14 protein-coding genes are annotated in these 12,993 nt (G+C 73.1%); 9 read left to right on the plus strand and 5 right to left on the minus strand.

Going from position 1 to position 12,993, the window contains the following annotated elements; all coding sequences use genetic code 11:
• Window positions 1-9 precede the first annotated feature (9 nt).
• Complete coding sequence (locus VFW79_RS03860) at window positions 10-792, minus strand: HNH endonuclease family protein (protein ID WP_329675996.1); 783 nt, start codon at window positions 790-792, stop codon at window positions 10-12.
• 92 nt (window positions 793-884) lie between these two features.
• On the minus strand, window positions 885-1,550 hold the full coding sequence (locus VFW79_RS03865; RefSeq protein ID WP_329675997.1) for a LiaF transmembrane domain-containing protein: 666 nt from the start codon (window positions 1,548-1,550) through the stop codon (window positions 885-887).
• A gap of 103 nt (window positions 1,551-1,653) precedes the next feature.
• On the opposite strand from VFW79_RS03865, the gene VFW79_RS03870 reads away from it, so the two are divergent.
• Window positions 1,654-2,535, plus strand: coding sequence for an alpha/beta hydrolase-fold protein (locus VFW79_RS03870; protein ID WP_329675998.1), 882 nt, complete (start codon window positions 1,654-1,656; stop codon window positions 2,533-2,535).
• A gap of 29 nt (window positions 2,536-2,564) precedes the next feature.
• On the opposite strand, the gene VFW79_RS03875 is transcribed toward VFW79_RS03870, so the two are convergent.
• Both VFW79_RS03875 and VFW79_RS03880 read right to left on the minus strand, forming a co-directional pair.
• Entirely contained in the window at window positions 2,565-4,565 is a 2,001-nt protein-coding gene (locus VFW79_RS03875) for a DEAD/DEAH box helicase (protein ID WP_329675999.1), read from the minus strand.
• A complete protein-coding gene (locus VFW79_RS03880) occupies window positions 4,562-6,322 on the minus strand; it encodes a TM0106 family RecB-like putative nuclease (RefSeq protein ID WP_329676000.1) in 1,761 nt (586 codons plus the stop codon). Before VFW79_RS03880 ends, VFW79_RS03875 begins: the two co-directional genes overlap by 4 nt.
• Window positions 6,323-6,366: 44 nt before the next feature.
• On the opposite strand from VFW79_RS03880, the gene VFW79_RS03885 reads away from it, so the two are divergent.
• The 8 genes from VFW79_RS03885 to VFW79_RS03920 all read left to right on the plus strand — a co-directional run bounded on the left by VFW79_RS03885 (window position 6,367) and on the right by VFW79_RS03920 (window position 10,813).
• Window positions 6,367-6,654, plus strand: coding sequence for a DUF6191 domain-containing protein (locus tag VFW79_RS03885; protein ID WP_329676001.1), 288 nt, complete (start codon window positions 6,367-6,369; stop codon window positions 6,652-6,654).
• Between the two features lie 116 nt (window positions 6,655-6,770).
• Entirely contained in the window at window positions 6,771-7,115 is a 345-nt protein-coding gene (locus VFW79_RS03890) for a PadR family transcriptional regulator (protein WP_329676002.1), read from the plus strand.
• On the plus strand, window positions 7,112-8,044 hold the full coding sequence (locus VFW79_RS03895) for a DUF5808 domain-containing protein (protein ID WP_329676003.1): 933 nt from the start codon (window positions 7,112-7,114) through the stop codon (window positions 8,042-8,044). The genes VFW79_RS03890 and VFW79_RS03895 overlap by 4 nt, the downstream gene beginning before the upstream one ends.
• Window positions 8,041-8,355: a PLD nuclease N-terminal domain-containing protein gene (locus tag VFW79_RS03900; RefSeq protein ID WP_329676004.1), complete on the plus strand. Its 315-nt coding sequence runs from the start codon at window positions 8,041-8,043 to the stop codon at window positions 8,353-8,355. Before VFW79_RS03895 ends, VFW79_RS03900 begins: the two co-directional genes overlap by 4 nt.
• A complete protein-coding gene (locus tag VFW79_RS03905) occupies window positions 8,352-9,308 on the plus strand; it encodes an ABC transporter ATP-binding protein (RefSeq protein WP_329676005.1) in 957 nt (318 codons plus the stop codon). Before VFW79_RS03900 ends, VFW79_RS03905 begins: the two co-directional genes overlap by 4 nt.
• Window positions 9,305-10,066: an ABC transporter permease subunit gene (locus VFW79_RS03910; RefSeq protein ID WP_329676006.1), complete on the plus strand. Its 762-nt coding sequence runs from the start codon at window positions 9,305-9,307 to the stop codon at window positions 10,064-10,066. The genes VFW79_RS03905 and VFW79_RS03910 overlap by 4 nt, the downstream gene beginning before the upstream one ends.
• A 61-nt stretch (window positions 10,067-10,127) precedes the next feature.
• Complete coding sequence (locus VFW79_RS03915; RefSeq protein WP_329676007.1) at window positions 10,128-10,361, plus strand: TM2 domain-containing protein; 234 nt, start codon at window positions 10,128-10,130, stop codon at window positions 10,359-10,361.
• Window positions 10,358-10,813 carry a DUF2809 domain-containing protein gene (locus VFW79_RS03920; protein WP_329676009.1) on the plus strand — a complete coding sequence of 152 codons (456 nt, stop codon included), beginning with the start codon at window positions 10,358-10,360 and terminating at the stop codon, window positions 10,811-10,813. The genes VFW79_RS03915 and VFW79_RS03920 overlap by 4 nt, the downstream gene beginning before the upstream one ends.
• Here the strand turns inward: VFW79_RS03920 and VFW79_RS03925 are convergent.
• The gene (locus tag VFW79_RS03925) at window positions 10,788-12,908 is read right to left on the minus strand and encodes an elongation factor G (protein WP_329676008.1); all 2,121 of its coding nucleotides are present in this window, start codon (window positions 12,906-12,908) and stop codon (window positions 10,788-10,790) included. The two genes, VFW79_RS03920 and VFW79_RS03925, sit on opposite strands and share 26 nt — an antisense overlap.
• Between the last annotated feature and the right edge of the window lie 85 nt (window positions 12,909-12,993).

A 12,993-nucleotide genomic window follows, 5' to 3' on the forward strand; every position in this document is an offset into this window, starting at 1 on the left:
CTGCTGGACTCACGGCGCCCTGACCGCTGCGACGACGCACCGGTCGAGCTGGCGCCGCATCGCGTCGCGCTCGGCGGCCGTGACCCACAGGCCGTACGCCGCCTTCACGCGCACCTGCCGCAGCACGTACACGCAGCGGTAGCCCGTGTTGGGCGGCAGCCAGGTCGCGGCGTCGCCCGCGCCCTTCTCCTGGTTGAGCGGACCGTCGACCGCGAGCAGGTTGGCCCGGTCGTTGGCGAACGCTTCGCGGGTCTCGGGAGCCCACTGCTGGGCGCCGGTCTGCCAGGCGTCGGCCAGCGCGACGACGTGGTCGATCTGCACGGCCGCGCTGCCTGCGCCCCGCACGAACTGCCGCACCTCACCGCTGTACGGGTCGTCGAGAGTCCCGGCCAGGACGACGCAGTCATGGGTCCCGGGCTTGAAGGTCGCACCCGTCAGGTCCCGCGCGAGGATGTCGTTGCGCGTGTCGCAGCCGTTGCGGTCGACGTCCGCCCAGGCCTGACCGAATGCGCTGCGGTCGTAGCCGGTCGTCGGCGCGCGGCCCTTGACGGGCAGAGCAGCCAGCGCGGACCGTCCCGACGCGAGGTCGGCTGCGGAGACGGGGTAGCGCGCCGCCTCGACGGCCTGCGTCCAGGCGGGGAGCCCGAGCCCCACGCCGACCGTCGCGACGAGGACGGCAACCCACCACAGCGTCCGCGTGCGTCGGCGTCTCGACCCCCGCGCGTGGGGGAGCCCCGACGTCCGTCGCTGCGGCCAGCGAGCGTTCCACGGGTCGCGATCGGGGTTCGGCACCCCCGCAGGCTGCCACGCCCCGCTGACACGGCAAGAACCGCGCCGCGGGTCGGTCAACCGATGCGGCCAGGCGCGGGGGTGTGGGTGGTCGATCAGTTCTTGATGTCGACGCCGCCCATGATCGCGGTGATGTGCACGACGAGCTCAGGGGCGTCGGGCCCCGGCTGCTGCGAGGTCTTGTCCTCCCACCCGCCGAGCAGCGGCAGTCCGCCCACCCGGATCCGCCAGGTCGGGGGCACCTTGATGTCGACGCCGCCCCAGAAGACGAAGACCGAGATCTCGGCTCGGTCGACGATGTCGGCCTCACGCAGGTCGGCGCTGATCCCGCCCATGATCGCGCTCAGGCTGCCGCCCCTGAAGTCGTGGCTCGTGGTGCGGCGCTCGGACCCCCACCAGATGACTGCAGAGTTGATGGTCTTGTCCTCGCCCCCTCGTGTGCCCAGCCCCATGAGCACGGTGATGCCGAAGAGGATGATCGCGAGTGGCCAGACGATCGACCACAGGTCGACCGTGATGAGCCCGAGCGTGCTGAGCTGCAGGAGCACGCCGACGGCGATGACGGTGACGGGCCCGATCCAGGCCCGAGGCACCGAGGCGAGCGCCGCCACCCCGGCCAGCACGATGAGCAGCGGCCACCACGTCGCGACGAGCTTGCCGAGGTCGACATCGACGGCGCCCACCTGCACGAGCAGCGCGCTCACGCCGACAGCGATGATGAGGAGACCGACGAGGACCTGGGACAGCGGCCGCTGGTTCACCCCTGCACGCTAGCGCGCAGGGGTGGTGCACGGCGGGCGGATCGGCACGCATCGGGCACCCCCTCAGAACCGCCGCCGCGGCTACCCGCTTACTCTGGGCGTCATGCCCGCAGGTGCACCCGTCAGTCGCCGCGCTGTCCTGACGGGAGCCGTCGTCCTGGTGGGCGCCGGAGCGCTCGGTGCCGCGGGGGTCGCGACCGGCGTCGTGCCCGGATCGGCCGGGATCCGCCGCCGCCTCGGCCTCGACGGGCCCGACGGCGAGGTCCCGGACGTGGTGGCGGGCACCGTGACGACGCGCAGCGTCGAGTCGGCCGCGCGCGGTGCCCGGGTGAGCCTCGCGACGATGTCGCCCGCAGGGGTCGGCGCGGCCGGGCTCCCGGTCCTGCTGGCGCTGCACGGCCGCGGCGCGAACGCCCAGACGCTCGTCGACCTCGGGCTGCCCGAGTTCCTGACCGCGGCGGTGCAGGCCGGTGCCGCGCCGTTCGCGATCGCGGCCGTCGACGGCGGCGACCGCTACTGGCACAGGGTCGGGTCCGACGACCCGCAGGCCATGCTGCGCGACGAGGTCCCCGGCTGGCTCGGGGACGCCGGGTTCGGCACGGTGTTCGGCGCGCTCGGGATCTCGATGGGTGCGTTCGGCGCGCTGCTGTGGGCACGGCTCGCCGCGAAGCCCCCCGCGGCCGTCATCGCCCTCAGTCCCGCGCTGTTCCGTAGCTGGGGTGACGCGAAGGTGCGCGACGTCTTCGTGGACCAGGCCGACTGGACCGCGTCCGAACCCCTGCGGCACCTGGACGCGATCGACGGCTCGACTCTCGGGGTGTGGTGCGGCACCGAGGACCCGTTCGTGGCGGCCGCGCGCGAGCTCGCCGCCGGGACCGGGGCGGCTGCCGCACACTTCGACCCCGGCGCCCACACCGAGGGCTACTGGCGCCGCGTGCTCCCGGATGCGCTGGCGTTCGCCGCGGCTGCGGTTCCGCGCGCCTGAGCGGCCAGGACCCGGCGGGCGCCCAGCGATCAGCGTGCCGGCGTGCCCGTCGCGCACAGCCCGATGAACGCCCCGAGCTCCTCCAGCCCGTCGGGCGTCGTCGGTAGGTAGTCGGTGAGCGCCGTCGAGCGCACGACGACCGCGCACCACTGCCCGCGCGACACCGCCACGTTGACCCGGTTCCGGTCGAGCAGGAACTCCATGCCGCGCGGCACGTCGTCGGGCGAGGAGGCGGCCATCGACACGAGCACGACGGGCGCCTCCTGGCCCTGGAACTTGTCCACCGTCCCGACCCGGACCGCGCGCAGCCCGGCGGCGTCGAGGGCGCGGCGGACCGTCCACACCTGGGCGTTGTAGGCGGCAACGACCATCACGTCACCCTGGGCGAGCGGCCGGTCGACCGCGAGGGCGGGGGCATCCCGGCGCGGGTCGATCCAACGCCGCCCGATGACGTCGCGAGCGAGCCGCACGACGACGTCTGCCTCCTCGACCGAGGAGACCGCGTTGCCGGTGTGCTCGACCCGCACGCAGTGCACGCCCGGGTCGATCCCGTCGAGCGATCGCTCGGCAGCGGCGTCGACGCTGGTCAGCCGGCCGTCGTAGGACAGCTGCGAGACCGCGGCGCACAGTACCGGGTGCATCCGCCAGCTGCGCGCGAGGAAGTAGCCGAGCTCGTCGGGCAGGGTGTCGTGACCGTCGGTGAGCCAGCCCAGCGCTGAGCGGTCGACGGGTTCGGGGTGGGTGCCCTGGGTGACTTGCGGCAGCTGCTGCGGGTCGCCGAGCAGCAGGAGGTTCCGCGCCGCGACCGACACGGCGACGGTGTCGGCAAGAGCGAACTGCCCGGCCTCGTCGATGACGAGCAGGTCGAGCGGCGCACCCGGCAGTCGCGTGGTGTTGGTGAAGTCCCAGGCCGTCCCGCCGACGACGTACCCGCCGGACTGCGCCGCGTAGAACCGTCCGAACGCGGTGTCGGGTGCGAGGCTGCACCAGGACGTGACCGGTCCGGGCGTGCCGTTGGGCTTCTTGCCCAGCTGCGCAGCGGGCACGCCTGCCCCGGCGATCGCGGTCAGCATGTTCTCGACGACGGCGTGCGACTGCGCGACGACCCCGATGTGCCAGCCCTCGTCGACGAGAGCGGCGATGACCCGGGCCCCCGTGTAGGTCTTGCCGGTGCCTGGTGGACCCTGGACGGCGAGGTAGGAGCCGTCGAGATCGAGCACCGCCGTCGTGATCGCGTCGATGTACCCGCATGGCCCCTCGATCACCCCGGGGAGGGCGTGCCCGCTCCGGGTACGTGGGGGTACACGCCGCAGCAGGTCGAGAGCCGGCTGATCGGGAAGGGCGGGCAGGCCCGCGGCGACGTGCTCGGCGAGCTCACGGATCACGCGCGCGATGCCCGCCGTCTTGGGCGGTGCGTTCGGGGCGAGGGCCATCGGGAGGCAGTCGTGGCGGGCGTGGGCCATCGCGGGCTGGTCCGCGACGACGAGGACGTCGCGGAGCGCGGAGCGCGGGCCGTCTGTGTGCGCTCGCGTGTGCGCGTCCGTGCCGAGGGCGTCGGCTGCGCCGTCGTCGGCCTCGACGCCGACCTCCAGCACCGTGATCCCCGCGGTCCACCCGCGGGTGCCGCGCACGCTGGTGTGCGCACCCGGCGGCAGCGGCGCGTCGTACAGGGTGTAGGGCTCGGCGCCGATGCGCAGGTCGCTGCCGGGCTCGATCCGCCCGACCATCCGGAGCCGACGCCGCGCGGCCCTCTTGCCCGCCGGGACGTGCCACGGCTCGATGACGCTCACCGAGTCGGCGACGAAGGTGCTGCGCTTGTCCGTCCACTCGTCAGGGTCGCTGATGAGGCGGTCGTAGTGCGCCCACCAGAACGGCTTCTCCTCGCGCTGGTGGTACCCCAGACAGGCTGCGAGCATCGCGACGGCTTGCTGGTCCGGTGTGCGCCCCGCGACCGGGACGCCCAGCGGCGCGGGCGCCTGCAGGCCGAGGGGCTCGCGGTCCCCAGGTCGACCGGGCTCGTCCTCGGTCATGCGCCCGACGCGCCGATCGACCGGTCGTCGGCGAACGCGAGGAGCTCGTCGACGAGCGGGTCACCGTCAGCCTGGGCGTCGACCGAGCCCTCGTCCGAGGCGTCGGGAGGAACGGTCGCGTGCGGCGTCACTCCCTGCTCGGCGGCGCGTGCGAGCAGCCAGTCGCGCAGCCGCAGCGTCGAGACGCAGTCGTACTCGTTGTAGACCGCGATCTGCTCGATCCGCTTCTCCCACCCCACCAGGTCGCCCGCGTCCCGGAGCGCGCAGGCGTCGGCGTACTCGACGATCGAGTCGCCGGCCGTCGTCACCCCGCCCTCGTCGCGCGCGGTGTCCATGTAGAGCGGCTCGAGCTTCTTGATCGAGTACGAGCGCTGCCCGGTGCGCAGGCTCGCGCGGACCGTCGCGTAGAGGTCGACGAGCACGCCGCGCCGCAGGAGGTCGTCGACAGTGGCCTCGCCGACCCCATGCCGGCCGGCCAGCCGCTGGAGGGCCGACTTCTCGTAGGGCGCGTAGTGGTAGATGTGCAGGTCAGGGTGTACCGCGAGGCGAGCACCGACGTAGTCGAGGAAGTCGACCAGCGCCTGCCTCTCCTGGGCGCGGTCATGGGCCCAGAACGGGCGGAAGACCGGCACCGCGTCGGGCGTGGCGGGGGTCTCGACGACGCCGAACAGGTACTCCAGGCCCCACACCGTCGAGTCGGGCTCGGCCCACAGCGGGTCACCCTCGAAGTCGAAGAAGATGTCGCCGGGGTCAGGCAGGGGAAGCGTGCCGACGACGGCGGGCGCGAACAGCTCGAACTCGACCTGCCGCGGTGCGGCCTCGGCTGGCTCAGCGGGCGACTGCCTGACCTGCAGCCGGGCCTGCGCCCGCAGCGACGTGAGCGTCGCTGCGCCGATCCCCGCGACCGACCCGGCGCTCGCGGCGAGCTCGTCGATCGTGCGGATCCCGTCGTCGTGCAGGCGGGCCCGCTGCGTCGAGCGCAGGCCCGCGACCAGCAGCACGTCCCGGGTCCGCTCGATCTCGGGGGAGCACACGTCGCAGCGGCCGCACGCGCGGAAGCGCACGTCGCCCCAGACGACCGGGGCGTCGTCGGCCACGTGGGTCGCGAGGATCGAGAGCAGGCGGTCTTCGCGCTCGCGGTAGACCGGCACGAGGTCGTCGAGGCGGTGGCTCGTCACGGTGCGGTCGCCGAGGATCAGGTGCACGTCGGGCGCGACGCGGACCCCGTCGGCGCGCAGGTGGTCGCCGTACGCGGCGAGCTGGAGGAGCGCGGGGATCTTGGCGTGCCGGGCGAGCTTGGCGTCGTACACCGCGTAATACGGAGACTCGGCGCCGAGCTCGGCCTCCCGGTCCCGCACGAGGAAGTCGGCCCACCCGCTGAACCGGCCGTCGAAGAACCCGGCCTGATAGACCACGTCCGCCCCCGCGCCCAGCGCGGCGAGCGTCTCCTGGTGTGCCGCCTCGAGCGCGAACCGGTCGCGCGCGAGCCGGCCTGCCGGCCGTTCGATCTCGACGACGCCGGTGCCCGCCGACGGGTCCCACGGACCGAGGTCGTCGCGGAGCTGCTGGAGCACGCGCTGCTCGTGGGCGCCGCCGAGGACGGCCGCCCGTGCGAGCATCGCGTCGGCCGCGGGCTCGACCGGCTCTGCCCGTCCGAGCTTCGCGTCGAGCACCCGCAGAACCGCGTACTCGCAGGTCGCGGCGGCCGTGAGGTCGCTCGCGCTGTGGACGATCGCACCGTCGTCGAGCAGGAACATGCCCCGACCGTAGCGGCCAGGTCCGACGCTCGTACGCTGGTGTGATGACCCTCGCGGTGGGCGTGGTGGTCGCGGCTCTCGTCGCCGTGGGCATCGCGCAGCTCACGTCGCACCGCGGCGCGCGGCGCGACGGTGCGGACTCGGCGGTGTCCGGGATGCTCGGCGAGCTCATCGACGTGTTCCAGCCGAGCCGCAGCAACGTGACGCGCGAGCGCGAGTGGCAGCGGACGGCCATCGTCCAGCGACCCTCCGAGGCGCCGCCGTTCGACGTCGACCTGGACGCCGGGGTCGTGCGGATCAGACCGGACGAGCCGAACGACCCCGTCGCGTAGTCCGCTCGGCAGCTCCCTTGTCTTCCCGCGGCGTCTTGCACTACCGTCTACCTTGCAATACCAGGATGCAGGCGATGCACGCGGGGAACGACGAGCGGGCGGCGAAGGGAGCGAGCATGGCCATCAGCGAGGCGATCCCGTCCCAGTTCCGCAAGGGCGTCGTCGAGCTCGCGATCCTCGCCCTCCTGCACGACGGTGAGGCCTACGGTGCCGAGATCGTCGACCGGCTCGGCGCCTACCCCGGCCTCGCGATCAGCGCGGGCACGGCCTACCCGCTCCTGTCCCGGCTGAAGAAGTCCGGCCTCATCACCTCGGTGTGGCGCGAGTCGCCGGCCGGGCCTCCCCGCAAGTACTACCGGCTGTCGGTCGACGGTGACGACGCGTTCGGCAGCATGGCGAAGGCGTGGGTCGACCTGCGGGACGCGATGGACAGCCTCCTGCGCGGGGGGAGCAGGCCATGACGGGCAACGACGTCTCCGCCGCGATCGACCAGTACTTCCTGCGCTTCCGGGTCGCCGTCCTGGCCTCGGGCAAGCGCGTCGACGACGACACGGTCGACGACCTGCGCGCCCACGTGGTCGACCGTGTGGGTGACGCCGGGAGCCTGGCCGACGTCACCCACGTGCTCGCCGAGCTCGGCACCCCGCAAGCCCTCGCCGCCGAGGTCACCGCCGCGAGCCCGCAGGACGACGGCCCCGCGCGCCGCCACATCGCGTCCCACGGCCGGCTCCTCGGCGTCCCGTACGACGTGCGTCCGCCCAGCTCAGCGCGCGAGGCGAGCCGGTGGTGGAACCCCCTCGACCGCCGCGTGCTCGTCCCGAAGTCGTGGGGCGTCGGGTGGACCGTCAACGTCGGCGCGCTCGCGGTGCGTACCGGGGTCGTCCGGCCCGACGACGAGGACGTGCCCTTCGGTGCCGTCCCGCCGCGTACGGTCGCGGCGACCCTGGCGGCACCCGTCGCAGTCCTCGCTGCGGTCGGGACGCTCGCCGCGGTGAGCTGGCGCCGCCTCCCGGCGACCGTGCCGACGAGGTGGAGCCTGTCCGGTGACGTGACGGCCGAGGGCGCACGCGCGTCCACCGTGCTCGGCCTGGTCGGTCTCGCTGCCGTCCCGACGGCGATGGCCGCGGCGGTCCACGCACGCCGGAGCCCCGCGCTCGACCGGGTCGCGGCGTCGGCGGAGAGCCTGCTGCTCGCGACGACGGCCTTGTCGGTGCTCGCACAGACCGTCCACACCGCCCGCGGCCGCAGCGGCGTCTGGCCCTTGTGGGTGGGCCGGGCCGCGAGCGCGGCACTGCCGTTCGCTCTGCTCGTCGGGGTGTCCCGCGTCGGGCGCACCGCGGAACAACGCCTTGACCTGTCCACCCACTCGATGAACGGACCTCTCGCATGAACACCGACCTGTCGACCCTGCCGGGAGGGATGGTGGCGGCGCTCGTCGTGCTCGTCATCATCCAGCTCACGCTCGACGTCGTCGCCCTGATCGACCTGTACCGCCGGCCTGCGGACCGGGTGGTCTCGGGCAACAAGTGGATCTGGCTCGCGGTGATCCTGCTGGTCAGCCTCATCGGCGCGATCCTCTACCTCGTCGTGGGCCGCGTGAAGACCGAGACCGCCGTCGCGCCGCCCACGTCGCGCCCGGCCCCGACCGAGTCCATCGCCGACGCCCTCTACGGCAAGCGCGACGACACCGACCCCCGATGACCGCCGCGATCCGGACCACGGCGCTGACCAAGACCTACGGCGACAAGAACGCGCTCGACGCCATGGACCTGACCGTCCCTGAGGGGTCGGTGTTCGGGTTCCTCGGCGCGAACGGCGCCGGCAAGACGACGACGCTGCGTCTGCTGACCGGCCTCGCGCGCCCCACGAGCGGCAGGGTCGAGGTCCTCGGGCACGACGTCGCCACCGCAGGCAACGCCGTCCGCGCCGAGATCGGGTTCCTGCCCGACGTGCCCGGCTTCTACGACTGGATGACCGCGCCCGAGCTGCTGCGGTTCGCCGGCGGCCTGTTCGGCCTCGGCGGTCACGTGCTCGACAGCCGCGTCGAGATGCTGCTCGACCTCGCCGGGCTCACCGGTGTCACGACGACCGTCGGCGGGTACTCCCGCGGCATGAAGCAGCGGCTCGGCGTCGCGCAGTCCCTCGTGAACGCACCCCGGCTGCTGCTGCTCGACGAGCCGACCAGCGCGCTCGACCCGATGGGCCGCAAGGACGTCCTGGAGATGATCGCCTCGCTGCGCGGCCGCACGACCGTCTTCTTCTCGACGCACATCCTGGCCGACGTCGAACGGGTCTGCGACACCGTCGCGATCCTCGACCGTGGCCGCGTCGTCGCGCACGCGCCCATCGACGAGCTCAAGGCGCGGTACGGCGCGCAGAAGGTCGTCGTCGAGGTGACCGACGGCGCGGACGAGCTCGCCGAGGAGATCGGGCGCCTGCCGTGGGCGGCTGCGGTCGCCCGCGCGTCGAACGGGTCCACCGGCGGGAACGGTGCGCCCGCGGCCATCGAGGTCACCGTGACCGACGTCGACGCCGCGCAGCGCGAGATCCCGGCCCTGGTCGCGGCCCGTGGGCTACGACTGGTCCGGATGGATGCGGGTGAGATGGGGCTCGAAGAGGTCTTCGTCGAGCTCGTCGGGGGTGACCGGCGATGAGCGGGACCGTCGTGTTCGCCCGCAAGGAGGCCCTGGAGATCCTGCGCACGTGGCGCATCTGGGTCCTGCCCGGCATCCTGCTGTTCTTCGCGCTGACGGGCCCGCTGCTCGCGCGGTTCACGCCCGAGATCGTCGGGGCCCTCGCCGCCGACCAGCTCGGCGGCTTCCAGATCCCGACGCCGACCTACCTCGACGCCTACGCCCAGTGGGTCAAGAACTTGTCGCAGATCGCCCTGTTCGCGCTCATCATCATCTACGGCGGGCTCGTGTCCGCCGAGAGCAGGAGCGGCACCGCCGTCCTCGTGCTCACCAAGCCGGTGTCCCGCAGCGCCTTCGTCGTCGTCAAGGCAGCGGTCCATGCGGCGTTCTTCGCCGTCGTCCTCGTTGTCGGGACGCTCGTGACGTGGGGACTCACGGCGGTCGCGTTCGGCACCGCGCCCGGATCGGCCCTGTGGTCGTCGGCGCTCGTGAGCCTCGTGCTCGGGGAGCTGTTCATCGCCGTCATGACGCTGCTGTCGACGCTCATCGGGTCCAACGCGGGGGCTGCCGGCGCGGGGATCGGCGCCTACGCGCTGCTGTCGATCGCCGGCATCTGGAAGCCGCTCGCCCGGTACTCCCCCGCGGGGCTCGGCAACGACGCGACGGCGCTCGCCGCAGGCACGTCGACGAACGTCCTGTGGCCGGTGCTGACGTCGCTCGCGCTCATGGTCGCGCTCGTCGCGCTCGCGGCCGTGCTCTACCGCCGCAAGGACCTGTAGCCACCTGACGGCGCGCTACATTGCTCATCCAGCCTGCCCGCGCGCTGAGAGAAGGCCCGTGATGTTCCCGTACCCCATGGTCGCCGTCAGCTCACGCAGCCGCACCGTCGCCGCGCTTCTCGCGTTCTTCTTCGGCGTGCTCGGGGTGCACCGCTTCTACGTCGGCAAGGTCGGCACGGGCGTCATCCAGCTCCTGACCGCGGGCGGCCTGGGTTTCTGGACCCTCATCGACTTCGTGCTCATCGTCAGCGGAGTGTTCAAGGACGACGAGGGCCGGACGCTCAAGACTTGGTGACGGTCCATCGGAGGGTCAGGCACGAAGCCGGGCCGGCACGTCGTCGTCGGTCCCGGCTCGCGCTCGCGGCCATCGCTGTGATCGCGGTCGGACTGGCGGTCCGCGCGTTCGGGTCAGCGACAGGCCTCGACGTCATCGCCAAACCCGCGGGCGATGCCTGCTACGCCGTCCTTGTCGTCGTGTTGGTCGCACTCGTCCGCCCGACGGCGCGGACGTGGGTCGTGGCAGCGGTCGCGTGGGCGGTCTGCGCCGCGGTCGAGCTCGCGCAGCTCACGGGAGTCCCCGCGCACCTGACCAAGGCGTGGTGGCCCGCGCGACTGGTCCTCGGGACAACCTTCAACGGCCTGGACCTGATCCTGTACGCGATCGGCGTCGCGCTCGCTGGCGGGGCGGACGCGTGGATCGGCCGGCGTGCGCCGTCCCGGGTCAGCGGTGCGCCTTCGCCCCGCTGACCGCGCCCCCGGTCGTGACCCGGTCGACGATCTGCGGCGGCACGACGTCGTCGTGGTGGTGCACCGCGGTGAACGAGCCGCGGCCACCGGTCAGGGAGCGCAGGTCGAGGACGTAGTGCGCGAGCTCAGCTTCGGGCACCAGCGCACGGATCTCGTGGCGGCCGTCGTCCAGCGCGCTGGTCGCGGAGATGCGAGCGCGCCGCGACGACAGGTCCCCGAGCACGTCGCCCTGGTAGGCGGCCGGCATCGTGACCGTCACCTCCGAGACCGGCTCGAGGATCACCGTGCCTGCGGCGGTGAGCGCCTCGCGGAGCCCGTGGGCCGCCGCGGTGCGGAACGCCATGTCGGACGAGTCGACCGAGTGGTACTTGCCGTCGTACAGCTCGACGCGCACGTCCACGACGGGGTACCCGCGCAGCCCGCCGGTCGCCATGGCCTCGGTCACGCCGCGCTCGACGGCCGGGATGTAGTTGCGCGGCACCGAGCCGCCGACGACGGAGTCCACGAACTCGAACCCTGCACCGCGCGGCAGCGGGGTCACGCGCAGCTGCGCGACGGCGAACTGTCCGTGCCCGCCCGACTGCTTCTTGACCTTGCCCTCGGCGTCCGCCGGACCGGCGATCGTCTCGCGGTACGCGACCTGGACCTCGTCGGTCGCGACGTTCACGCCGAACTTGCGCGCGAGCCGCTCGAGTGCGACCGCGAGGTGGATGTCACCCGCACCGCGCAGCACCGTCTGCCCGTGGGCGGTGCCGACGCCGCCGATCCGGTCGACGCGAAGAGTCGGGTCCTCGGCGACGAGCTTGCCGAGCGCACCGGACAGCTTGTCGTCGTCGGACTGCGTGAGGGGGCGCAGCGCGAGCCCGTACGGCGTCGGGCGCGGGGCCGGGCCGACGACGCGGACGGGCGTGGTGCCGCGCGCGAGGGCCGTGCCGGTCGGGCTCGCGGCGAGCTTCGGGACGGCCGCGAGGTCGCCCGCGACGACCTTCTCGGCCGGCAGGTGCTCCTTGCCGCGGAGGTGGAACAGGCCGTGCAGGCGCTCGTCGGTCCCGGTCGTCGTGTTGACCAGGTGGTCCTCGGCCGCGAGCGTCCCGGACAGGACCTGGATGAGCGACAGCTGCCCGACGAATGGGTCAGCGACGGTCCGGAACACGTACGCGAGCGGCTCACCGGCCGGGTCGACGTCGATGTCGAGGTTGTGGCCGTCATCGGGCCCGCCGACGACGACGTGCCGCGGCCGGTCCGCCGGGGACGGCCCGAGCTCGCACAGGAAGTCCGCGAGCCGGTCGACGCCGACACCCGTCACCGCGGAGCCGACGACCACGGGGAACGCGAGGCTGTCCCGCACCTCGTGGGCCAGGCTGCGCTCGAGCTCGTTCGCGTTCGGCATGTCGCCGGACAGGTACCGCTCGAGCTGGTCGTCGTCCCCCGAGACGATCTCCTCGGCGACCTCGTCGTGCAGGCGGTGCTCCTCCTCCGCGACGTCGGCGGGGATCGGCTCGTCGTGGTGGCGACCGTCCGGGGTGTAGGCCAGACCGTGCTCGGACAGCACGTCGGCGACGCCGTGGAACGCGTCCTGCTCACCGAGCGGCAGCTCGAGCGGGATGATCCCGGCCCCGAACACGGTGCGCAGCTGCTCGAGCACCCGGTGGAAGTCGGCGCGCGGCTTGTCCTCCTTGGTGACGAACACCATGCGCGGCAGCCCGAGGGCTGCCGCCTGCTCCCACGCGATCTCGGCACCTGCCTCGAGCCCGTCGACCGCGCTCACGACGACGACGACGAGGTCCGCGACGCTCATCGCCGCGTCGACCCCGCCCACGAAGTCCGCGTACCCGGGCGTGTCCAGGAGGTTGATCTTGTAGGTCTCGCCGTCCGGCGCCGTCCACTCGAACGGTGCGAGCGCGACCGACAGGGAGATGCCGCGCGCGATCTCCTCGGGCTCGAAGTCGCACACCGTCGACCCGTCCTCGACGCGCCCTGCCCGGGAGATGGCCCCGGCGCGCAGCAGCAGTGCCTCAGCCAGCGTCGTCTTGCCGCTGCCACTGTGGCCCACCAGGGCGACGTTGCGGATCTTCGACGTCGATACGGTGCCCATGCGGTGCTCCCTCATTGGAGACGAACCCTTGGCTCAGGCTAGCCACGTGCGCGCGCGTGTGGGGCGGGACCTTCGGTCTGGTGCG

Origin of the sequence: Cellulomonas sp. (assembly GCF_036279715.1) — a bacterium.
GTDB lineage: Bacteria > Actinomycetota > Actinomycetes > Actinomycetales > Cellulomonadaceae > Cellulomonas_A.